We start from the raw sequence: 22,836 nt of genomic DNA on the forward strand, positions 1-22,836 counted from the left end.
GGTCATGTCGGCTCGCCCGCACTCCTGAGGTTCTCGCGGGCGGGGCCGGGCATGCCGGAACCGGCGGCCTGAGCGTCCCCCTCTACCAAGGAAACCGGGTGGGGACTCCTGCGCGCCGGACCGTCGCCGTACCTGTGGACAGGCGACACACTGGTGGACAGGGGCGCACGTGTGTGGTCGTCAGACCGGGGTGACGCCCCGCGGCGGGTCGAAGGCCCGCACGGGCGGCAGCGGGCCGGTGAACGGCTCCACGCGCACCCGCGTCAACTGCCCCGTGCACGCCTGGGACAGCGACGACGTCCCCACGTCCTCCGTCAGCGCGTTCGGGTTGCCGTGCACGCAGGTCACCCCGTCCGCCGACGGGTCGAACCACGCACCCGTCGACAGCTGCGCCACCCCCGGCCGGAGCGCGTCGCTCACCACCAGCCCGGCCAGGCACGAGCCGCGCGCCCCGACCACCCGCACCACGTCGCCGTCGGCGACCCCGGCCGCCCGGGCGTCGTCCGGGTGCATCCGCAGCGGCGCGCGGTCCCGGATCTTCTGCGACCGGCTGTGCGCCCCCATGTCCTGCTGGCTGTGCAGCCGTCCGCTCGGCTGGTTGGCGAGCAGCACGAGCGGCCACGCGCCGTCTCCCGCCTCGACCGCCGGGCCTGGCAGCCACGCCGGGTGCCCGGGGCAGTCCTCGTAGCCGAAGGACGCGATCGTCTCCGAGTACAGCTCGATCCGCCCGCTCGGCGTCCGCAGCGGCCGCCCCTCCGGGTCCCCGCGGAACTCACCGAGCAGCGCCTCGTCCTCCACCCGGCCCGGGATCTCCGTCCGGCCCCGCGCCCAGAACGCGTCGAAGTCGGGCACCTCCAGCCCCCGGCGGGACGCCATCGACCGCCAGCGCCCGTAGATGTGCCGCAGCCACTCCCCGCTCGTCCGGCCCTCGGTGAACTCCTCGCGCACGCCCAACCGCTCGGCCAGGTCGGCGTAGGTGTCGTACTCGTCGCGCGCCTCACCGTGCGGCGGCACCGCGCGCGGCATCGCCCGCACGGTCAGGTCGCCCTGGCTCGCGGTCAGGTCGTCGCGCTCCAGCACGGTCGTGGCCGGGACCACGATGTCGGCGTGGCGCGCCGTCGCCGTCCAGTGCGTCTCGTGCACCACCACGGTCTCCGCCCGGCCGAACGCCCGGCTCAGCCGCGTGAGGTCCTGGTGGTGGTGGAAGGGGTTGCCGCCCGCCCAGTACACGAGCCGCACGTCCGGGTAGCGGTGTTCGGCCCCGTCGTACCGGTAGCCGCCGCCCGGGTGCAGCAGCATGTCCGCGACCCGCGCCACCGGGATGAACGAGTCCACCGGGTTGTCGCCCTGCGGCATGCGCGGCAGCCCCAGCGGCGTCGCCCCGCCCCCGTAGCTGCCCATCGAGCCGTACCCCGACGCGAACCCGCCGCCGGGCAGGCCCACCTGCCCCAGGCAGCACGCCAGCGCCAGTCCCGCCCACAGCGGCTGCTCGCCGTACCGGGCCCGCTGCACCGACCAGCCCACGTTGACCAGCGTCCGCTTCCGCGCCATCCGCCGGGCCAGCTCCCGCAGCCGGTCGGCCGGGACCCCGCTGACCGCCTCCGCCCACTCGGGGGTGCGCGCCGTCCCGCCCGGGTTCCCGCGCTCGTCGCGCTCGCCCGTGACGTAGGCGCGCAGCCGGTCGGCGCCCACCGTGTACCGGTCGAGGAAGTCGGTGTCGGCCAGCCCCTCGTCGAACAGGACGTGGACGAGGGCGAGCAGCACGGCGGTGTCGGTGCCCGGGGCGACCGGCACCCACTCGGCCCGGACACCCTTGTCGGTGTCGTCGGCCAGCGGCGACACCGACACGAACTCCACACCCGCGTCGGCCGCCTCGCGCATCGCGGGACCCGCGGTCTGGGCGGCCCGGCCGCCGGACGACGTCCAGGTGTTGGACACCCGCAGGCCGCCGAAGGACACCAGCAGCTCCGTGTGCCTGCGGATCTGGGTCCAGGCGGGGGCGCGGTGCAGCAGACGGTTGGCGGCCGGGGTGCCCAGCAGCCGGGGCATGAGCACCTCCACCGCCCCGTGGCTGTAGGTCGTCCGGGAGCGCGTGTACCCGCCGATCGTGTTGAGGAACCGGTGTAGCTGGCTCTGCGCGTGGTGCACACGGCCCGCGCTGCCCCAGCCGTAGGAGCCGCCGTAGATCGCGGCGTTGCCGTGCTCGGCGCGCACCCGGTCCAGCTCGCGCGCGAGCAGGTCCAGGGCGGTGTCCCACCCCACCTCGACGTACTCGTCCTCCGGGTCGCCCCGGCGCGGGTCCGGCCCCGGCCCGTGGTCGAGCCAGCGGCGTCGCACCGCGGGACGCGCCACGCGCGAGGCGTGGTGCTGGGCCTGCGGGGTGTTGCCCATGACCGGGGACGGCGCCGGGTCGTCCGGGTCCGGGCGCACCCCCACCACACGGCCGTCGTCGACGACGACCTGGTAGCTGCCCCAGTGGGCGCTGGTCGGGTACCGTGTGGCGGACATGGTCACTCCCGGTCCTCGTGCTCTGCGGGGCGCGTCGGGCCCCCGGACCACACCCTACGCACCGCGCGGTGCGATGATGAGCCGCGCGCCCCGGCAGCGGATCGGGGCGGCGCCACACGGTGCGACGCCGGTGGCGGTACGGACGGACGGGCGAGCGGAGCGGGAACGGCGATGGGCGAACTCAGGTCGCGGCGGTCGGTACTCGCGGTGCCGGGGTCCAACCCCCGGTTCGTGGAGAAGGCGCGGGAACTGGACGTCGACGCGTTCTTCCTGGACCTGGAGGACGCGGTGGCGCCGCTGGAGAAGGCGGCCGCGCGCGAGAACGTCGTCCGGGTGCTCAACGACGGCGGGTGGGACGGGAAGCTGCGCTCGGTGCGCGTCAACGACGTGTCGACCGCGTGGGCCTACCGGGACGTCATCGCGGTCGTGGAGGGCGCCGGGGCCGAACTGGACTGCCTCGTGCTGCCCAAGGTCACCTCCCCGCGCGACGTGCACTGGCTCGACACCCTCCTCACCCAGATCGAACGCGCCGTCGGGCTGGAGGTCGGCCGGATCGGCATCGAGGCACAGATCGAGGACGCCCGCGGCCTGACGGAGGTCGACGCGATCGCCGCCGCCTCGCCCCGGCTGGAGTCCCTCGTCTACGGGCCCGCCGACTTCATGGCCTCGCTCAACATGAGGAGCCTGGTCGTCGGCGAGCAGCCGCCCGGGTACGACACCGGTGACGCCTACCACTACGTGCTCATGCGCATCCTCACCGCCGCCCGCGCCCACGGCCTCCAGGCCGTCGACGGCCCCTACCTCCAGGTCCGCGACGTGGACGCCTTCCGGCGCTCGGCGGCCCGCACTGCGGCGCTCGGCTTCGACGGCAAGTGGGTCCTGCACCCCCTCCAGGTGGAGGCCGCCAACGAGGTCTACGCCCCGACCCAGGAGGACTACGACCACGCCGAGCTCATCCTGGACGCCTACGCCCACGCGACGACGGTCGACCGCAGGGGGGCCGTCATGCTCGGTGACGAGATGCTCGACGAGGCCTCCCGCAAGATGGCGCTCGTCGTGGCGGGCAAGGGCCGCGCCGCCGGACTCCGCCGCACCCGCGTCTTCACCCCCGGTTCCTGACACGCCCTCACCGGGCTCTTACCGCTCTCTCACCCGGATACGGGACCATGTGGCCATGGAAGCCACCTCCGCCGCGGCCACCGTGCTGGTCGCCGACGACGACCGGGCGATCAGGGAGTCACTGGAACGCGCGCTCCAACTGGAGGGCTACGAGGTGCGCACGGCGGCGGACGGCGTCCAGGCCCTCGCCGCCGTGCACGCCGACCCCGTCGACCTGCTCGTGCTCGACGTCATGATGCCCGGTGTCGACGGCCTGGGCGTGACCCGGGTGCTGCGCGCCGAGAAGGACCGCACCCCCATCCTCATGCTCACCGCGCGCGTGGAGACCCCCGACCGTGTGGCCGGACTCGACGCGGGCGCCGACGACTACCTCGCCAAACCCTTCGAGCTGGACGAACTCCTCGCACGGCTGCGCGCCCTGCTGCGCCGCGCCGCCCCCGCCACCGAGGAGGGCGCGGCGGAGGGACCGCTCCAGGTCGGTGAGCTGCGGCTCGACCCCCTCGCCCGGCGGGTCTGGCGCGGCGACCGCGAGGTCGACCTGTCCAAGACCGAGTTCGACCTCCTCGAACTCCTGGTCCGCAACGAGGGGATCGTCCTCGACCACGCGACGATCTACGACCGCATCTGGGGTTACGACTTCGGCCCCGAGTCCAAGAACCTCGCCGTCTACATCAGCTACCTGCGCCGCAAGCTGGAGGTCGGCGGCCCGCCGCTCATCCAGACCGTCCGCGGCGTCGGGTACACCCTCCGGCCATGAACGCCCAGCCGCCTCCGGGCACACCACCGCCGAGCACACCACCGCCGAGCGCACCGCCTCCGGGGCCACCGCCGGGCGCGAACCGCGCCCGGCGGCGCGAACTGCTGGCCCAGCCGCGCGACTGGCGGCTGGGCACCCGTTTCGCGGTCCTGTTCGCCCTGGTGGCGGCGGTGACGATCGCCCTCGTGGGCACCCTGGCCTACACCACCGCCGCCTCGCTCATCCGGACCGACGCCCGGGAGGAGTTCGACCGCACCGTCGAGGGAGTGTCCGAACAGCTCGTCGCCCGCCACGTGTCCGGGGCGGGGGAGTCGATCGGCGCCGCCCTCGTCATCATGTCCAGCGGCAGGTTCCAGGCGCAGTACCTCGGCCCGGGCGGCAACCTGTCGGTCACCGCGGCCAACCCCGAACAGGCCGTCATCCTTCCCACCGACGAACGGGACCTGGAGATCGCCCGGGACACGGAGGCGGGGGTCACCCAGGTCCGCCAGACGGACGTCGAGGGGCGGGACTTCCGGCTGGCCACGGTCTCCGTCGGCGGGCAGGGCGGAGCCATCCAGCTCCTGCAACCCCTGTCACCGGTGGAGGCGATGATCGACCGGCTCGCCACCCAGATCCTGTGGGTGGGGCTGCTCGTCGCGCTGGCCGCCGCCGCCACGGGCTGGCTCGTGGGGCACCGCACCACCCAGCGCCTCGTCCGCCTCACCGACGCCGCCGAGTACGTCAGCTCCACCGGGCGCCTCGACCCGGTCAGCGACGCCGAGGGCGACGGCGAGGCCGGCCGCGACGAGGTGGGCCGCCTCAGCAGCGCGTTCGACGCCATGCTCGGGCGCCTGGCCCGCTCGAAGGAGGAGCAGCGCCGCCTCGTCCAGGACGCCGCCCACGAACTGCGTACGCCGCTGACCAGCCTCTACACCAACGTGCAGGTGCTGGGCCGGGTGGACCGGCTCACGCCCCGGGCGCGCGAACGGCTCATCGACGACCTCCGGGGCGAGGCGCGCGAGCTCACCACCCTCGTCAACGAACTCGTCGGTCTGGCCACCGGCGAGCACGAGGACGAGTCCCGGAGCTCCGTCGCCTTGGGCGAGGTCGCCGAACGCGTCGCCGTCCGGACCCGGCGGCGCACCGGCCGCGAGATCACCGTGCACGCCGACGACAGCGTCGTGTGGGGCCGCCCCAGCGCACTGGAACGCGCGATCGCCAACCCGGTGGAGAACGCCGCCAAGTTCGACCCCGAGGGCACCGCACCCATCGAGATCCGGGTGCGCGGGGGAGCCGTGGAGGTCCTCGACCGCGGCCCCGGCATCGCCCCCGAGCAGCTCGACCGCGTCTTCGAGCGGTTCTACCGTGCGACCGAGGCCCGCAGCCTGCCCGGCTCCGGCCTCGGGCTCGCGATGGTGCGCGACATCGCCCTGGCGCACGGCGGCGACGTCTTCGCGCGCAACCGTGAGGGCGGCGGCGCGGTCGTCGGGTTCCGCCTCCCGCTGTTCACGCCGCCGGGGGAGGACGACTGACCGGCCCGGCCGGGCGGCCGCGGCCCTCAGGCCCTCCCCGGCGCCCCGACCGTCCTGCCGACCGCCGCACCGCGCGCGGCGTCGCGGTAGATGCGCTCGAACCGTTCCAGGGAGTCCTCCAACCGGTGCCGCTCCGCCATGGCCCGGCTGCGCTCGCCCATACGCAGCCGCCGGTCCTCGTCGGCCACGACGTCCGCCACCCGCAGCGCCAGCGTCCCGTGGTCCCCGGGCGGGAACAGGTACCCGTTGCGCCCGGCCTCGACCAGGTGCGGCAGGGCCATCGCGTCCGCCGCCACCACCGGAAGTCCGCTCGCCATCGCCTCCAGCGTGGCGATGCTCTGGAGTTCGGCGATGCTCGCGATGGTGAACACGTCGGCGCAGCGGTAGACGTCCGGCAGGTCCGCGTGGGACACGAACCCCAGGAAGACCACCCGGTCCTGGACGCCCTCCTGCACCGCCACCGCCTCCAGACGCCGTCGGCATCCGCCCTTGCCGACCAGGGCCAACTGGACGTCCGGGACGCGCGCCACGGCCCGGACCAGCTCCTCGACGCGCTTCTCCTCGTCCAGCCGCCCGACGAAGAGCATCGTCCGGCGGTCCGGCAGGCCCAGCCGGGCGCGCAGCCGCCGACGCCCGGTGCCGTCCGCGCGCAGGGGGCTGAAGCGGACGAGGTCGATCCCGCAGGAGACCGGTTCGACCGTTCGGGTCAATCCCCGCTCCCGCAGCAGCCGCGCCGCGGCCGGGGTCGGCGTGGTCACGTGTTCGGCGCCCGCCAGGACCGCGCGCAGGTCCCACCAGGCGAGCCGGGCCGCGTGCGGTCGCAGGGGCCCGGGCACCCGCAGGTAGTCGAAGAGGTTCTCCGGCATGAAGTGGTTGGTGGCCACGACCGGGACACCGTGCTCGCGTGCCGCGCGGGTGAGGGCCCGGCCGATGATGAAGTGGTTCTGGAGGTGCACCGCGTCCGGGCGCAGACGGGACAGCAGGCGGTCGAGGTGGCCGCGGGTCCCGGCCGGGACGGTCAGGCGGACGCTCTCGTGGGCGAGCGAGGGCACCGACCGCAGCCGGTGCTCCACCACTCCGTCGCGCTCGACCACGTACGGCCGGCCCTCGGGAGAGGGGCACACGACGTGCACGGACACACCGCGCGCGGCCAGACCCCGGGCCAGCCGGGCGGTGAAGTAGGCCGCGCCGTTGACGTCGGGCGGGTAGGTGTCGGTTCCGACGAGGAGCCGGACCCCGCGGCCCCGGGCCCCGGAGGGGTGCGGGCCGGACACCACCCGCGCCGGGGTCCGCGGGGCGGAGGGAACGGGGGAGGCGAAGGACGTCGACATGGAGGGCTCTCCTGCGGGCGGGACGGCGTTGGGGCGCGCCGGACAGGCACGAGTGTGGATCACGTGAGTTGACCGCCACCGACCTTCCGGTGACGACGAACCGACGCGTCAGATAGCACCTGACGCGGCGGACGGCGGGACGGCCGCCGCGCGCCGCCCCCGCCGTGCTGGACCCCTGTACTTGAGCCACCGCTCCAGGACCAGCGGCGGCGGCACCCAGCTGACGAACATGCCCGTCGGGAGGAGGTCCGTGACCGGGTCCGGCACACCGGCGGACACCACGCCGCCGAAGACGTGCGCGCGGCCGCTCCAGCGGTGGACCGCAGGGTGGTGCCGGCGGACCCGCGGCCACGCCCGGACGATGACCGGGAGCGGGCGCCCGCCGCTGGTGGCACGGAAGCCCGCCCGGGGGCGGAGGCGGCACCACCCCCGGGCGGACACGAAGGAGGGGCGGCCCCGGGACCCCCATGCCCGGGACCGCCCCTCGGGAGGGACGACCGTGGTCGTCTGGTTCGGCTGGTTCAGTCGCCGATGCCGTCCGAGCCCTCCGAACGGACGGAGGAGGAGGTCTGCTCCCCGAGGGTCACCGGCACCTCCTTCGCGTTGCTGGAGCCGTTCTCCAGGACCCCGAAGGTCACCTCGTCACCGGGCCGGTGCGAACGGATCAGCGCGATCAGCTGGTCGGGCGAGGTGACCGTCTCCCCGTCGACGGACACCACCACGTCGCCGGCGGTCAGCCCCGCCGCCTCGGCGGCGCTGCCCTCGTTCACCTCGACGATCTCCGCTCCGCCCGCCGAGCTGCGGGTGATGGTCGCCCCGATCGCGGCGTAGCTGGCGGAGCCCTCCTCGACCAGCTGCTCGGCGATGGGCCGGACCTGGTTGACGGGGATCGCGAAGCCCAGGCCCACCGATCCGCTGTCCTGGGAGATCCCGGCGATCGCGGTGTTGATCCCGATGACCTCGCCGTTCATGTTCACCAGCGGCCCCCCGGAGTTGCCCGGGTTGATCGCGGCGTCCGTCTGGATCGCGTTGATCACCGTCGAGGTGGTGCCGGACTCGCCCTCGGTCACGCCCGTGTTCACCGGTCGGTTCAGCGCGCTGACCACACCCGTGGTCACCGTGCCGGACAGGCCCAGCGGCGAGCCGATCGCGACCACGTCGGCCCCCACGCCGACCTGGTCGGAGTCGCCGAGCACCGCCGGTTCGAGGCCGGTGCGGCCCTCCGCCTGGATCACCGCGATGTCGGACACCGTGTCCGACCCCAGGACCTCGGCGCGCGCGGAGCTGCCGTCGTTGAACGTCACCTGGAGGGCGTTGCCCGGGGCCGCCTCCACCACGTGCGCGTTGGTGAGGATCTGGCCGTCGGAGGAGATGATCACCCCGCTGCCGCTCCCGTTGGCGGTCTCGATGGAGACCACACTCGGCAGTACGGTGTCGGCGACCTCGCCGACCTCGCCCTCGGTGGGAGTCGACCCCTGCTCGCCGGTGAGCGAGCTGATCGGTGACGATATCCCGCCCGGCAGCAGGTAGGCGGTGCCCACCGCGGCGATCGGCCCCACGATGAGGCTGGTGATCAGTGCGGTGACCGCCGCGACGGTGACGACGCGTCCTCCGCGGGGCTTCCCGGGCTGCGGTACCGAACCCGGAGGAGGCCCCTGGTGGCCGAACGGCGGCTGTCCCGGGCCGCCGGGCCCACCGGGTCCTCCCGGCCCCTGGGCTCCCCCCGGTCCGCCGAAGGCGGGGTGCCCTCCGGAGAACGCCGAGCCGTCACCGCCCGGTCCCCCCTGGCCGCCGTAGGGCGGCACCGGTCCGCCCGCGTGGTGGGCGTGGACGCCCGGGTGGCCGCCGGCCGGGCCCCCGCTCGGGCCGGCGGTCCAGGCGCCCTCGGCGCCGGGCGGCGGAGGTGCGGGGTAGGTGTAGGCCGCCGGGCCGGCCGTCTCGGGTCCGGACCAGTCGCGGGCGGGACCGGTGGGCACGAACCGCGGTCCGGTCTCCTGGCCGGGGACGGCGCCTGGTGCGGTGTCGGGCACCGCACCGGGGTCGTCGTGCCCGGTTCCGTGCTCGGCGGCCGCTGTCTGCTGGGCGTCGCCGTCGCGGGAGGGGTGCTCCCCGGTCTGACCGGACGCCTCGGGCTGGTCGGCCGGCTCGGCGGGACGGTATGCGGGCTCCTCGTTCCCGGCCGCCGTGCCTGCATTCGGTTCGTTGGGGTTCAACTCAGCCTCCGACTCGCGGGACGATCCCTGCTGACGGGTTCCATGATGGTTCGCGCGGGTTAGAGCAGGGTGAGAGACCGATATGGCAAGGTTTCGAGTCCGTGTGACGCAGTCCTCCCCGGAACGATAACGTCCTTCTGCCAGCGTGGCGCAAAGGAAGGGCAGGCCTTGATCAAGATCGTTCTGGCGGATGACGAACACCTCGTCAGAGGGGCGATCGCCGCGCTCCTGGGACTGGAGGAGGACCTCGGTGTCGTCGCCGAGGTCGGCCGGGGCGACCAGGTCGTCGGCGCGGTCCGCGAGCACGGGGCGGACGTGGCGGTCCTCGACATCGAGATGCCCGGCGCCACGGGGCTGGAGGTCGCCGCCCGACTCAGGGAGGAGGCGCCCGACTGCGGGGTCGTCATCCTCACGAGCTTCGGCCGCCCGGGGTACCTGCGCCGGGCGCTGTCCTCCGGCGCGCGCGGCTTCCTGGCCAAGGACGCCCCGGTCGAGCAGCTTGCCGGGGCGGTCCGCCGGGTCCACGGCGGGGGCCGGTACATCGACACCGACCTGGCCGCCGCGGCGATGGTCGGTGGGGAGAGCCCCCTCACCGACCGCGAGACGGAGGTGCTGCGGGCGGCCTCCGACGGGACCACCGTCGCGCGGATCGCCAGGTCGCTGCACCTGTCCGAGGGGACCGTGCGCAACTACCTGTCCAACGCCATCGGCAAGACCGGGGCGGACAACCGCATGGCGGCCATCCGCACCGCCCAGGACATGGGCTGGTTGTAGCGGTTCCCGCCTGGTTCTCCGTGCGGGGGCCGAGTGTAGGACAGTATATGACCGCAACGTCCCGTAGCTTCTCTCCTGTCGGCGCCACCGCGCGCGTGTGAGAAGAAAGAGGGACCGTCATGCTGCGAGGACTCACCACCGTCACCCTGTGGGCCGACGACGTCGCGGAGGCCGCGCGCTGGTACGCCGGACTGGCGGGCACCGAACCGTACTTCGAGCGCCCCGGCGGCGGGCTGCCCCCGGCCTACGTCGAGTTCCGGATCGGTGACCACCAGCACGAACTCGGGATCATCGACCGCCGGTACGCGCCCCCCTCGGCACAGGGCGGCCCCGGCGGGGCGGTCGTCTACTGGCACGTCGACGACGTCGCGGCGACCGTGGAGAAGCTGCTGGCCATGGGCGCCAAGGAGTACGAGCCCGTCACGCCCAGGGGCGACGCCGGGTTCGTGACCGCCTCGGTGGTCGACCCCTTCGGCAACGTCCTGGGCGTGATGTACAACCCGCACTACCTGGACATGCTCGACCGGAGGTGACACCCCCCCGGTGGCGGGGAGCGTGCCCCGGCCCCCACGGGCGCACCTTCTGGACCGGTGCTCAGAAACCCTGCTCCCTCAGCCACACCAGCAGGTCGTCCTCCCGCCGCGTCGACTCCTCCCCGCTCCACGTTCCCAGCCAACGGGAGCCGACCAGCGAGCCGTCCCGGAGGTAGACCACACGGTCGGCCCGGGCGGCGCAGGCCGGGTCGTGGGTGACCATGACGAGCGTCGTGCCCTCACGGTGCACACCCGTGAGCGCGTCCATGACCTCGGTCGTCATGCTGCTGTTCAACGCACCGGTCGGCTCGTCCGCGAACAGGACGGACGGCTCGCACGCGAGCGCACGGCAGAGCGAGGCCCTCTGCAACTGACCTCCCGAGACCTGGGTGATGCCGTGCCGCACGACATGCGCGATCCCGAACCGCCGCGCGAGCGAGTCGACCCGGGCGATCGCGGCGTCCCTGTCCTCGGGCGCCGCCTTGAGGGCCGGCAGGAGGATGTTGTCCCGCACGTTCAGGTTGTTCAGGAAATACGCCTGCTGGAAGACCAGGCCGATCCTCCTCAGCCGGACCCGGCTCATCTGCGCGTCGTTCAGGGCGGTCAGATCCCGCCCTTCCAGCAGCACCCTGCCGGTCGTCGGGCGGTCCATTCCGCTGAGGCTGTGGAGCAGCGTCGACTTCCCGGAACCGGACGCCCCCATCACGGCGACGAACTCGCCCTTCCGGACGGTCAGGTCGATTCCGTTGATGACCCGGGTCGGCGGATCGGTGGAATAGTACGTCTTGGTCAACTCCCGGCACTCCAGCATGACGTGAGGGCCCTGTGACATGGTTGCTCCGATTCATCCTTCAAGCCATGAGCTCTTGTCCGCATCGCGGATCCGAGCGGTGAGCACCACGGCGCCGAGGTATCCGGCACCGATCAGGAACAGCGGGTAGGCCACATAGGCGAGCAGCGGGTTCGGAATGAAGTGGAGTTCCGTGATCCCCAGCCCCGCCAGGGAGATGAGGGCGCCGACGAGGGACTCCCCGACCGTGGCCGCGAACACGAGCCCCAGCAGTGTTCCCGAGACGACCGTGACGAGGGTCTTGACCCTCACCTGGCCGACGATCTCCTTCCCCGAGAATCCGACGGCGGACAGGACGCCGATCTTCCGTCGGTCCCTCGACAGGACCAGTTGGAGGAACAGGACCGTGATGAGCAGCGCCACACCCACCCCGAAGACGAAGGACAGGACGGCGGCACCCTGGAAGGCGCCGGTCACGTACGACATCGTCTGCCGGACGAACTCCCGCATGGGGATCACGGTGGCTGTCGGGAAGAGTTCGCCGTAGTCGTCGGCGACGGCGGCGGGGGCCGTCCCCTCCCGTACGTTCGCGTGGATCACGTACCCGACCGCGCCGCTCGTCACCTCACCCTGCATCTTGGCGGTGTGTCCGCCACTGGTGACGTCCTGGTAGATCCCGCTGACGGTGAGTCTGGCCGGCTCCCCGCCGGTGCGGACGACCATCTCATCCCCCGTCGAGACCCGGTACCTGTCCGCGTTCAGGACGGAGAGCGCGATCTGCCCGGGGCCGGGGCGCCCGCCCTCCAGGAACTCGACCGTGCCGGCGGAGTGGTCGCCCACCTCCACGCGCAGCGCCGCCGTCCCCTCCTCCCCCTCGACCTCGCCCAGCACGTGGGCGAGGACACGCACGTCCGTCAGCCGGTCATCGTCGCGCATACGCGCGAGCATGTCCTCGCGGACGGCGTCGACATCGTCGGAGAACTGCAGGTCGGCGCGCAGGTCGCTCTCCGGTGACCCCATGTACGTGACGAAGCGGGGGCTCTCGAACGTGCTGAGGAGGTTCGCCGGGAGCGTCATGAGGACGGACGCGAGGAAGAAGACGACGGGGATCAGGGCCCACCGCCTCCCCTCCACCCGAAGATCCACCAGGGCGAGGCGTCCGTTGACGCCGCCCCGGTAGGAGGTCAGACCGGTCCGCCGAGCCCTTCTGGCCTGCCGTTGGGCGCGTCGCGCGGTCTGGCGCTCATCGAGGGCGCTGCCGTGGACCAGGGCGTTGACCACCTGGATCCTTGTGACCCCCCTGAGGACACCGCGGCAGACGGCCATGACGAACAGGTAGACGAGCGCGAGCGCGACCACCGGCGCCAGGAACGATGCGGCCCCCGGCGGCGCCTCGGCGAAGTTCACCCGGATGCTCCGCGTCAGCAGGTCGGCCGCGGCGACGGCCAGGACACCGCCGACGACGCACGCGAGGAGGGTCATGACGCTGTACTTCGACAGATACAGCCCGGCGATCGCCCTGTCGGGAAGGCCGACGGCCTTCATCGCACCGATCTCGCGGACCTCGTCCTCCAACGTCCCGCGGATCACGAAGCGCAGGCTGAGAAGGGCGATCGCGATGAGCACGAGGCTCGCGAACACCAGCGCCACGGCCAGCAGTCCGTCACCCAACGCGTTGAGCAGGCGGATCATCTCGAAGGTGACCGCCTGCCCGTTCTTGGGCAGGGCCTGGTCGGACTCGTACGAGCGCTGGAACGCGGACGCCGAGGAGGGGTCGGCCAGCCGGTACTCGACGATGATCTCGGGGGCCCCGCCCCCGGCACGGCCTAGGTGTTCGAAGTCCGTTTCGGAGACCAGGAACCGTGTGGCGGAGGACAGCGACGACGCCATCTGCGCGTCGCGCACGAACCCCTGGACACGCAGGTCGTGGACGCCGGTGTCCGTCATGATCCTCAGGTCGTCGCCGACCCGCAGGCCGTACCTGTGCCGGTAGTCGACCGGGGCGTAGACCTCGCCCGGGGAGGGCCGTGGAACTCCCCCCGCCTCGTCGAGCAGGAAGTCGAACTCCTGGTTCTGCGTGACGACGAGGTTGTCGATCAGGCTGTCGGAGAAGGTGCCGGACTCTCCGGTCGACGCACGCCGCCAGGCGATGCCCGAACCGTCGAAGCCGAGCATCTCCTCCACCAGCCAGGCGTCGATCTCCGGATGCTCCGCAGCGAAGCGGTCCAGCGCCTCCTGGTCGTGGTCACCCTTGTGCATCTGCAGGAAATGCGGCGGTCTCGCCTCGTCGAAGAGCTGGTTGACCGATCCGACCAGGCGTTCGGTGACCATGAATCCGGTGGCCATCAAGAACGCGCTGAGGGTGAGGACCACGGCGAGTGCGGTGTTGACGCCCTTGTTCCTGACCAGGTCGTTGTACGCGTACCGGAGGTAGGGGGACGCACGCCTGTTCACCCGGAGCTCCCGACTCCGGGGACCCGGTGCGCGTTGTCCGCGGGGGGTGCCGCGCTCGCGGCCCCCTCCGCGCCGAAGGCAGTGTTCATGCCTCGATGGTGTCCGTCACCGCCCCTGGCCCGCCTCCGGATCCGCCCCTGAACGCACCCTGAGATACGGAACAGTGCGAGGCGCCGGGGAGGCCCGGCGCACGGGACCCCGAGCGCAAACCCGGGCCCGACCGTCGCTCCTAGAGCAGCCGCAGCACCATCATCGCGGTGTCGTCGGTGTGCCCTCCCGGCGCGTACTCCTCCAGCTCGCGGTCGATCCGGCTGATCACCGCCTGCGCGGTCAGCCCGGCGCACCCGGAGAAGATCTCCTTCAGCCCCTCGTCGCCCAGCATGTCCGAGTTGCTCCGCCGCTCGGTCACGCCGTCGGTCACCGCCAGCACCACCTCGCCGGGGCGCAGGTCCACACTCTCCGTCTCGAACCCCACGTCCTCGAACGCGCCCAGCAGCGGCTGCGACGACCCGAACGAGGTCACCTCGCCCTTCTGGTTGAGCCGCAGCGGCAGCGGATGCCCCGCCGACACCATCCGGACCCGCATCCCGCCGCCGTTGTCCGTGGCCGGGGTCATCTCCCCGTACAGCATGGTCAGGAACCGGGTCGAGGTGTTCTCGTCCAGGATCGCCATGTTCAGCCGCTGCATGATGTGCGCCGGGGAGAACCCCTCCCTGGCCAGCGCCCGCAGCGTGTGCCGGGCCAGCCCCGTGATCGCGGCGGCCTCCGGCCCCGTCCCGCACACGTCGCCGACCGCGAAGCACCACCGGCCGCTGGCCGCGAACACGTCGTAGAAGTCCCCGCCGACCACGTTCTTCTCGTCCGCCGGGCGGTAGAACACCGCGTGGTCCACACCCGGGATGACCGGTTCCTTCTCCTTCGCGGGAAGGAGGCTGCGTTGGAGCGCTCCGCTCATCGACGCCTGCCGCTCGTGCAGCCGGGCGTTCTCCATCGCCGACGCCACCCGGCGGCTCAGGTCGTCGGCGACGTCCACCTGGTCGCGGGTGAGGTCGTCCGACTCGTCGTTGCCGATCGTCATCCGGCCCAGGGCACGGCCGTGCGCCACCAGGGGGATGCTGATCGCCGGGCCGTGCGTGAGCTCGCGGACCAGCTCCTCGGCCAGCCCCTCGTCCGCCAGCTCCGCCGGGGTCCACAGGGGGCGCGGTTCGCGCTGCTCGCGCGGCGGTTCACCGGACAGCAGGCCCCGCAGGATGTCGTTGAGGTTCTCGTCCCGGTGCACCACGTGCGTCAGTTGGTAGACGCCCAGGTCGTTGGTGGTGTGGATGGCGCACCACCGGCCCAGCCGGGACGTGATCAGCTGCGCCGCCAGAGCCCCGGTCATCCGCTCGTCCAACGTTCCCGCCAGCAGGTCGCTCGCCTCGGCGAGGAAGCTCAGCGACGCGCGGCGGCTCAGTTCCACCTCGGCCAGACGGGACCGCTCCACCGGCAGGGCGATGCGGTCCGCGCCGTCCTGGAGCCGCTGCGCCGCCGCCGGACCGAAGTGCCGCGTCCGCTTCGACGCCACCCCCAGCAGGCCCGTCACCCGGCCGTCCACGATCAGCGGCGCGGTCACCAGGGACCGCATCCCCGCACGCGAGAGCCGCCCCCGGTTGGCGCGGGCGATCATCAGGTCGTCGTTGATCGTCGGCCCCGGCTCCGGCGCCGCCGACGGGAAGGTCTCCTCGGTGCGCACGCGCAGCGGGCGCCAGGGGGCGTCGTCGACGGTCAGCCCGACCGCCGAGCGCACCTCCCACATGGTCTCGTCCGATGTGGCCAGCGCGATGTAGGCCGCGTCCCCGCCCAGCGCGGTCGCCGCGTACTCCACGGTCCGTTCCAGGAGCTGCCGCAGGCTCAGCCGCGAGTTCAGCGCCGCGTCCAGCGACGACCACGCGCTGCGCGTCGGGCGGTTGCCGCCCGAGGCGCTCCTGCGCACCGGAGGCGACTCCAGCGACGGCGACGACGGCCGTGCGGCGTCCTCGATGCGGAACCACACCGCCTTGTCCTCGCGCCCGTAGCTCACCCCCCAGCTCGAGGCGATCGCCGAGGCCAGGGCCAGCCCGAGACCGCCCGGCCTCCGGTCGTCGCCGGTCGGGCCGGTGTCGACCCGCAGCGGACCGGCCTGCGGCACCGCGCGGTCGGGGGCCGAGTCGGTCACCATCACCTCGATACAGCCCTCGACACGGCGCACCGCCACCTCAAGCGCAGAACGCGCGTGGATCACGGCGTTGGTGACCAGCTCGCTGACCAGGAGGATCACGTCGTCGAACGGATCCGGCACCCCCCATGACAGGAGGGTGTCGTGGACGAACTCCCGGGCCGCGGCCGCCGTCTCCGGGGTGGGCGGGAAGTCTCGTCGAGCGACCTTCGACGCGTCGTGTACTGGCAAGACGTGCAAGTCCTTCGTCACTGGGCGTGGGCGGCGGGGAGTACGCCTGCCTCTGCAACGATACGCCGGAGGCGCATCCCGGGAGGCGCGGATGCGGCGGAGCCCCGTCCGGGAGCCCCGTCCGGGGAAGACCGACATGGCCGACCCGCCTGTGCCGGGCACCACGGCCAGCTAGTCTAAGTCACCGACACATCCGCTTCTTTCGGGTGGTATAGCGCGGCGGTAGCGTGACGGGTGTCGTCGGGCGCGGGTGAGGACCCCCTCTCGGCGCACCGGCGCGCGACCGGCTCCGCCTCGGCGGACCCGGGCCACGAGCGTGTACGGGTGGGAAGCCGAGGTGGAACAGACCAGCAGGAGGGGTTCGATGCCCGACGCGGCCAAGGAACTGGCTGAGGAACAACTCGACGAGATTCTCAGTGCCCTGTACCGCATGCGGGACGGCGACTTCAGCGTGCGCCTCCGCCAGCGCGGCAGCGGCACGATCAAGGAGATCGCCTCGGTCTTCAACGAGGTGGTCGACCACAGCGAACAGCTCAGCACCGAACTCCAGCGCGTCGGCCAGGTCGTCCGCGACGAGGGCAGGCTGCACGAGCGGGTCGCGGTCAACCCCTCCCGGGGCGCGTGGGACGAGACCGCCCGCGCCCTCAACGACCTCCTCGACGAGGTCGCCGAACCCGTCACCGACGTCGCCCGCGTCCTCGACTCCGTCGCCGAGGGACAGCTCACCCGCCGCGCCTCCACCGAGGGCCGCAGAGGCGAGCTCAAGGGCGACCTCCTGCGCCTGGCCACCACCGTGAACCGCATGGCCGACCAGATGAGCGGCTTCACCGAGGAGGTCACCCGGGTGGCCCGCGAGGTGGGCACCGAGGGCAAGCTCGGCGGCAGCGCGCAGGTCGAGGGGGTCTCCGGTGCCTGGCGCGAGGTGACCGAGTCGGTCAACCAGATGGCCTCCCGCCTCACCAACCAGGTGCGCGACATCTCCGCCGTGACGACGGCGGTCGCGCGCGGTGACCTGAGCAAGAAGATCACCATCGACGTCCAGGGCGAGATGCTCGACCTCAAGGACACCGTGAACACGATGGTGGACCAGCTGTCCACGTTCGCGGACGAGGTCACCCGGGTGGCCCGCGAGGTGGGCACCGAGGGCAAGCTCGGCGGGCGCGCCAACGTACGCGGGGTCCAGGGCATCTGGAAGGACCTCACCGAGAACGTCAACTCCATGGCGGACAACCTCACCAACCAGGTGCGGGACATCTCCCAGGTGACCACCGCCGTCGCCCGGGGCGAGCTGACGCGCAAGGTCGAGGTCGACGTGCAGGGCGAGATGCTCGCCCTGAAGAACACCGTGAACACCATGGTCGACCAGCTCGACTCGTTCGCCGACGAGGTCACCCGGGTGGCGCGTGAGGTCGGTACCGAGGGCAAGCTGGGCGGCCGGGCCAACGTCAAGGGCGTGTCGGGGATCTGGAAGGACCTCACCGACAACGTCAACTCGATGGCCAACAGCCTCACCTACCAGGTCCGCAACATCTCGCAGGTGACGACGGCCGTCGCCAAGGGTGACCTGAGCAAGAAGATCACCGTGGACGCCCAGGGCGAGATGCTCGACCTCAAGGACACCATCAACAAGATGGTCGACCAGCTGGACTCGTTCGCCAGCGAGGTCACGCGGGTGGCGCGTGAGGTGGGTACCGAGGGCAAACTGGCCGGCCAGGCCCACGTGCGCGACGTCTCCGGGGTCTGGAAGGACCTGACGGACAACGTCAACTCGATGGCCAACAACCTGACCTACCAGGTGCGGCAGATCTCCATGGTCACCCGCGCGGTCGCGGCGGGCGACCTGACCAAGAAGGTCACGGTCAACGCCAAGGGCGAGATCCTGGAGCTGAAGGACACCATCAACGTCATGGTGGACCAGCTCTCGGCCTTCGCCGACGAGGTGACCAGGGTGGCCCGCGAGGTGGGCACGGAGGGCAAGCTCGGCGGGCGCGCCGACGTCAAGGGCGTGTCGGGGATCTGGAAGGACCTCACCGAGAACGTCAACTCGATGTCGCACAACCTCACCACGCAGGTGCGCAACATCTCCGAGGTCACGACCGCGGTCGCCGCCGGTGACCTCACCAAGAAGATCGACGTCAACGCCCAGGGCGAGATCCTGGAGGTCAAGACGACCGTCAACACGATGGTGGACCAGCTCTCCGCGTTCGCCACGGAGGTCACCCGGGTCGCCCACGAGGTCGGCAGCAAGGGCCAGCTGGGCGGTCAGGCCAAGGTCGAGGGCGTCTCCGGTACGTGGAAGCAGCTCACCGACAGCGTGAACGGCCTGGCGGGCAACCTGACCACGCAGGTGCGGGCGATCGCCGAGGTCGCCAACGCCGTGGCCGAGGGCGACCTGACCCGCCGGATCCAGGTCGACACCCGGGGCGAGATGGAGCAGCTCAAGGACAACATCAACCTGATGGTGTCCAACCTGCGCGAGACCACCGCCACCCAGCAGGACGCCGACTGGCTCAAGTCCAACCTCAACCGCATCTCCGGCCACATCCAGGGTCACCGGGACCTGCACGAGCTGGCACGCCTCATCATGACCGAGGTGACGCCGCTCATGGACGCCCAGCACGGCGCCTGCTACCTCCCCGAGGAGCAGGGGGACCAGGACGTCTTCCGCCTCTACGCGGGCTTCGGGTTCTCCCCCGACGAGGGCCGCCGGCGCATCCGCAAGGGCGTCGGCCTGGCGGGTGAGGCCCTGGAGCAGCAGGTCGAACAGCAGGTCAGCAACCTGCCCTCGGGCTACGTCACCGTCCGGTCCGGTCTCGGCCAGGCCGAACCCCGCCACCTGTACATCCTCCCGATCGTCTCCGAGGAGCGCTCGCTCGGCGTCATCGAGTTCGCCTCCTACGAGGAGTTCCGGGAGATCCACAAGAACTTCCTGCGCCAGCTGGTCGCCCTGCTCGGGACCACGATCAACACCATCCTGGCCAACAACCGCACCGAGTACCTCCTCGAACAGTCCCAGCAGCTCACCAGCCAGCTGCGCGAGCGCTCCAACGAGCTCCAGCGCCAGCAGGAGGAGCTGCGCGGCAAGAACGCCGAACTCCGCCAGAAGGCCACCCAGCTCGCCAACCAGAACCGGGCGATCGAACTCCAGAACCAGCAGATCCAGCGCTCCAGGAACGCCCTGGAGGAGCGCGCCCACCAGCTCCAGGTCTCCTCCAAGTACAAGTCGGAGTTCCTGGCGAACATGTCGCACGAGCTGCGCACGCCGCTCAACAGCCTGCTCATCCTGGCCCGGCTCCTGGCCGACAACGCCGAGGAGAACCTCTCGCCCAAGCAGGTCGAGTTCGCGCAGACCATCCACAAGGCCGGCAGCGACCTCCTGCTGCTCATCGACGAGATCCTCGACCTGTCCAAGGTGGAGGCGGGCCGTGCCGAGGTCCAGCCCAGCGAGGTGTCCATCGCCCAGCTCGTCGACTACGTGGAGGCCACCTTCCGCCCGGTCACCGGGGAACAGGGGCTGGCGTTCGCGGTGGACGTCTCACCCGACATCCCCGGCACCCTGTGGACGGACGAACAGCGCCTCCAGCAGATCCTGCGCAACCTGCTGTCCAACGCGGTGAAGTTCACGCCGCAGGGCGAGGTGCGCCTGCTCATCGAGCCCGCGTGGGCGCTGGAGGACGCCGACCTCGACATGTTCGTGGAGGACGAGGAGGTCATCGCGTTCACCGTGGCCGACACCGGTATCGGGATCGCCGAGGACAAGCTCCAGGTGATCTTCGAGGCCTTCCACCAGGGTGACGGCGGAACGTCGCGCCGGTTCGGCGGCACCGGCCTGGGCCTGTCCATCAGCCGGAACTTCGCGCGGCTCCTGGGCGGTGAGATCCGCGTCCAGAGCGTGGCCAACCAGGGATCGACCTTCACCCTCCTGCTCCCGGTGCGCCTGCCCGAGGACGCGGGGGAGCGCGGCGAGGAGACCACCGGTGTGGACACGGTTCCGGCACTGGGGCCCTCCGCCGTCCAGGACCCGCTCACCGACGGCGGAGCCGACGGCGAATACGTCATGCCGGACGAGGACTTCGACGCGGCCCTGGCCGCCCTGACCGACATCGGCAACGAGCCGCTGCCCAGCGTTCCGGTGCTCAAGGCCCCCGAACCCGCGGCCACCGAGAGCGAGCGGGCGTCCGAGCCCGGCGGTGAGCGCGTCGAGGCACGGACCGACCCCGAACGGCGCGCCGTCCTCAGCGGCCAGCGGGTCCTCATCGTCGACGACGACGTGCGCAACGTCTTCGCCCTCACCAGTGCCCTGGAAGCCCAGGGGCTGGAGGTCCTGTACGCCGACAACGGCCGCTCCGGCATCGCCATGCTGGAGGCCAACGAGGACATCTCCCTCGTCCTCATGGACGTGATGATGCCCGAGTTGGACGGCAACGCGACCACGCGGGCGATTCGGGAGATGCCCCAGTTCGAGGAGCTGCCGATCATCTCCCTCACGGCCAAGGCGATGCAGGGCGACCGGGAGCGCAGTCTGGCGGCCGGTGCCACGGACTACGTCACCAAGCCCGTCGACCTCGACCACCTGCTGGACGTCATGCGGCGCTGGCTGACCGCCGACCCGTCCGAGACCGTCGCCGGGGCCACCGCCGACGCGGACGGATCCGGGGGCGACGACGCGGCGGAGCCCCGCAGGGGGCACAATGGCGCCACGGACGACGACACCCGCGCCGACGGCGGGGACCACCCGAACCGGGACGCCCGCGGTGTCGGCACCGCCCCGACAGAGGACCTGGAGTAACGCGCAGTGACCCAGAAGGCCAACATCCTTCTCGTGGACGACCGAGAAGAGAACCTGATCGCGCTGGAGGCGGCCCTCACCTCCCTCGACCAGAACCTGGTCCGGGCGAACTCGGGTGAGGAGGCGCTCAAGCACCTTCTGGGGACCGACTTCGCCGTCATCCTGCTCGACGTGGTCATGCCGGGCATGGACGGCTTCGAGACGGCCGCGCACATCAAGCAGCGCGAGAAGACCAAGGACGTGCCGATCATCTTCCTGACCGCCCAGGAGGTCGATCGGCACGAGGTCTTCCGCGGCTACGCCTCCCGCGCGGTGGACTACCTGCTCAAGCCGTTCGACCCGTGGGTCCTGCGTTCCAAGGTCGAGGTGTTCGTCGAACTCCACCAGCTCAAGGCGCAGATGCGCGAGCAGGCGCGCACCCTGCAACGCGACCTGGGGCAGGAGACCGGCGAACCGGGCCGGGTCCTGGCCGAGCGGCTCGCCCAGCGCTCCCACCAGGTCCAGAGCGACCTGGCCGCGCTGCGCGACCACATCATGGCCAACTACCAGGACACCGACCAGCCGCTGGTGGACGGGGTACGGAGGATGGACCGCTCGGTGGGCCAGCTGTCCACGCTGGTGGACACGTTGCACGGGCCCGCCTAGCCGGTGTTTTCGGCTCCTCCGCTGCGCTGCGGACCGTGTAACGGCACCCCCTCGGGCGACCGTTCCAAGGGACAGGTCCCGGGCGTGCTGACCCGAGAGGGTGAGGGACGGGGGGGCGGGCCACCGCGTGGCGGTGCCGAAGGCCCGCTTCGCGTGCGTCGACCGGAGTGCGTGTCACCGGCCTCAGCGGTCAGTGCACCTGCACGTACGGGTTGAGCGCCCAGAAGCGGACGGTGTCGCTGCGGCGGTCGAACCACAGGTCGGCGGAGTAACCGCTGCCGTGGCGGTCGAGCTCGTCCGACCGGATCCACCGCGGGCCGTCCGGCCCCTCGCCCCTGAGCGGTTTCTCGAACCACGAGGAGAAGTCATCGGTCGGCCCCCCGGAGACGAGGGCGTGGGCCGCTGTCAGCTCGCCGACTCTCCCCGGCGACAGCCGGGCCAAACCCGAGATCACCAGCTCCGGCGACGCAGTGCCCCGATCATCGTGCTCCCGGCTGCTCACCCACATGGCATCGGTGAGCGGGCCCAGCAGCGGGAACGCCCGCTCCAACGGCGCGGTGTCGGTACGCCAGCCCTCCTCGGCCCCGTTCACCACCCGACGCAGGGCCCACCAGGCGGGTAGGGCCGCCAGCCCGGCCCCGACGATCCCGATCAGTCTCCGGCGCTCCACCGCGGTCCTCCTCACACCTGACCCATCGGGCACACGATCCGGCTCGTCGTGCCCGCACCGCTCCGCGAGCCAGCCCGTCGCCCTCCACCACCCTCAACGGACGGGACCCACCCCGCGGGGCGTGGGGTACGGGGTTCTTCGTGGTCGCTTTCGCCGGTCGCTCGTTCCTCGCTCGCGGCTCGGCTCCTCCTGCAGAACCCCGTACGCTCGGTGTTCGTGCGTGCTCACACGTTCGCACGGGGCTCGGGGCGTGGGGTACGGGGTTCTTCGTGGTCGCTTTCGCCGGTCGCTCGTTCCTCGCTCGCGGCTCGGCT

14 protein-coding genes are annotated in these 22,836 nt (G+C 72.0%); 7 read left to right on the forward strand and 7 right to left on the reverse strand.

The window, feature by feature from the left end; genetic code table 11:
- Positions 1 to 180: 180 nt before the first annotated feature.
- Positions 181 to 2,508, reverse strand: coding sequence for a molybdopterin-dependent oxidoreductase (locus tag ACTVAJ_RS13570; RefSeq protein WP_470388474.1), 2,328 nt, complete (start codon positions 2,506 to 2,508; stop codon positions 181 to 183).
- 171 nt (positions 2,509 to 2,679) lie between these two features.
- Between ACTVAJ_RS13570 and ACTVAJ_RS13575 the strand changes: the two genes are divergently transcribed.
- The 3 genes from ACTVAJ_RS13575 to ACTVAJ_RS13585 are packed head-to-tail and all read left to right on the forward strand — an operon-like array spanning position 2,680 to position 5,898.
- Positions 2,680 to 3,627, forward strand: a complete 948-nt coding sequence (locus ACTVAJ_RS13575) for an HpcH/HpaI aldolase/citrate lyase family protein (protein WP_470388475.1) — start codon at positions 2,680 to 2,682, stop codon at positions 3,625 to 3,627.
- Between the two features lie 55 nt (positions 3,628 to 3,682).
- Positions 3,683 to 4,384, forward strand: coding sequence for a response regulator transcription factor (locus ACTVAJ_RS13580; RefSeq protein ID WP_470388476.1), 702 nt, complete (start codon positions 3,683 to 3,685; stop codon positions 4,382 to 4,384).
- A complete protein-coding gene (locus tag ACTVAJ_RS13585; RefSeq protein ID WP_470388477.1) occupies positions 4,381 to 5,898 on the forward strand; it encodes a sensor histidine kinase in 1,518 nt (505 codons plus the stop codon). The genes ACTVAJ_RS13580 and ACTVAJ_RS13585 overlap by 4 nt, the downstream gene beginning before the upstream one ends.
- A 26-nt stretch (positions 5,899 to 5,924) precedes the next feature.
- On the opposite strand, the gene ACTVAJ_RS13590 is transcribed toward ACTVAJ_RS13585, so the two are convergent.
- Together ACTVAJ_RS13590 and ACTVAJ_RS13595 are read right to left on the reverse strand one after the other, a co-directional pair.
- The gene (locus ACTVAJ_RS13590) at positions 5,925 to 7,229 is read right to left on the reverse strand and encodes a glycosyltransferase (protein WP_470388478.1); all 1,305 of its coding nucleotides are present in this window, start codon (positions 7,227 to 7,229) and stop codon (positions 5,925 to 5,927) included.
- Between the two features lie 521 nt (positions 7,230 to 7,750).
- Positions 7,751 to 9,442 (reverse strand): S1C family serine protease, encoded by a 1,692-nt coding sequence (locus tag ACTVAJ_RS13595; RefSeq protein ID WP_470388479.1) that lies wholly within the window; start codon positions 9,440 to 9,442, stop codon positions 7,751 to 7,753.
- Positions 9,443 to 9,610: 168 nt separating this feature from the next.
- On the opposite strand from ACTVAJ_RS13595, the gene ACTVAJ_RS13600 reads away from it, so the two are divergent.
- Positions 9,611 to 10,216, forward strand: a complete 606-nt coding sequence (locus tag ACTVAJ_RS13600) for a response regulator (protein WP_470388480.1) — start codon at positions 9,611 to 9,613, stop codon at positions 10,214 to 10,216.
- Positions 10,217 to 10,335: 119 nt separating this feature from the next.
- Positions 10,336 to 10,749, forward strand: a complete 414-nt coding sequence (locus ACTVAJ_RS13605; protein ID WP_470388481.1) for a VOC family protein — start codon at positions 10,336 to 10,338, stop codon at positions 10,747 to 10,749.
- 61 nt (positions 10,750 to 10,810) lie between these two features.
- On the opposite strand, the gene ACTVAJ_RS13610 is transcribed toward ACTVAJ_RS13605, so the two are convergent.
- The 3 genes from ACTVAJ_RS13610 to ACTVAJ_RS13620 all read right to left on the reverse strand — a co-directional run bounded on the left by ACTVAJ_RS13610 (position 10,811) and on the right by ACTVAJ_RS13620 (position 16,418).
- Positions 10,811 to 11,581 carry an ABC transporter ATP-binding protein gene (locus ACTVAJ_RS13610; protein WP_470388482.1) on the reverse strand — a complete coding sequence of 257 codons (771 nt, stop codon included), beginning with the start codon at positions 11,579 to 11,581 and terminating at the stop codon, positions 10,811 to 10,813.
- A gap of 12 nt (positions 11,582 to 11,593) precedes the next feature.
- The gene (locus tag ACTVAJ_RS13615; RefSeq protein WP_470388483.1) at positions 11,594 to 13,993 is read right to left on the reverse strand and encodes an ABC transporter permease; all 2,400 of its coding nucleotides are present in this window, start codon (positions 13,991 to 13,993) and stop codon (positions 11,594 to 11,596) included.
- A gap of 229 nt (positions 13,994 to 14,222) precedes the next feature.
- Entirely contained in the window at positions 14,223 to 16,418 is a 2,196-nt protein-coding gene (locus tag ACTVAJ_RS13620; RefSeq protein WP_470388484.1) for a SpoIIE family protein phosphatase, read from the reverse strand.
- 364 nt (positions 16,419 to 16,782) lie between these two features.
- Here ACTVAJ_RS13620 and ACTVAJ_RS13625 point away from each other — a divergent pair, with 364 nt between their 5' ends.
- Positions 16,783 to 21,207, forward strand: coding sequence for a HAMP domain-containing protein (locus tag ACTVAJ_RS13625; RefSeq protein ID WP_470388498.1), 4,425 nt, complete (start codon positions 16,783 to 16,785; stop codon positions 21,205 to 21,207).
- A 6-nt stretch (positions 21,208 to 21,213) separates the two neighbouring features.
- Positions 21,214 to 21,852 (forward strand): response regulator, encoded by a 639-nt coding sequence (locus tag ACTVAJ_RS13630; RefSeq protein ID WP_470388485.1) that lies wholly within the window; start codon positions 21,214 to 21,216, stop codon positions 21,850 to 21,852.
- 190 nt (positions 21,853 to 22,042) lie between these two features.
- Here ACTVAJ_RS13630 and ACTVAJ_RS13635 read toward each other — a convergent pair whose 3' ends face one another.
- Positions 22,043 to 22,522 (reverse strand): hypothetical protein, encoded by a 480-nt coding sequence (locus ACTVAJ_RS13635; RefSeq protein ID WP_470388486.1) that lies wholly within the window; start codon positions 22,520 to 22,522, stop codon positions 22,043 to 22,045.
- Positions 22,523 to 22,836 lie beyond the last annotated feature (314 nt).

The organism is Nocardiopsis sp. KDC1DS13DA1 (assembly GCF_055632325.1).

Coding starts and splice junctions, on each gene's coding strand:
- ACTVAJ_RS13605 (WP_470388481.1), top strand. CDS start 10,336: ATGCTGCGAGGACTCACCACCGTCACCCTGTGGGCCGACGACGTCGCG.
- ACTVAJ_RS13580 (WP_470388476.1), top strand. CDS start 3,683: ATGGAAGCCACCTCCGCCGCGGCCACCGTGCTGGTCGCCGACGACGAC.
- ACTVAJ_RS13625 (WP_470388498.1), top strand. CDS start 16,783: ATGCCCGACGCGGCCAAGGAACTGGCTGAGGAACAACTCGACGAGATT.
- ACTVAJ_RS13585 (WP_470388477.1), top strand. CDS start 4,381: ATGAACGCCCAGCCGCCTCCGGGCACACCACCGCCGAGCACACCACCG.
- ACTVAJ_RS13610 (WP_470388482.1), bottom strand. CDS start 11,581: ATGTCACAGGGCCCTCACGTCATGCTGGAGTGCCGGGAGTTGACCAAG.
- ACTVAJ_RS13575 (WP_470388475.1), top strand. CDS start 2,680: ATGGGCGAACTCAGGTCGCGGCGGTCGGTACTCGCGGTGCCGGGGTCC.
- ACTVAJ_RS13590 (WP_470388478.1), bottom strand. CDS start 7,229: ATGTCGACGTCCTTCGCCTCCCCCGTTCCCTCCGCCCCGCGGACCCCG.
- ACTVAJ_RS13570 (WP_470388474.1), bottom strand. CDS start 2,508: ATGTCCGCCACACGGTACCCGACCAGCGCCCACTGGGGCAGCTACCAG.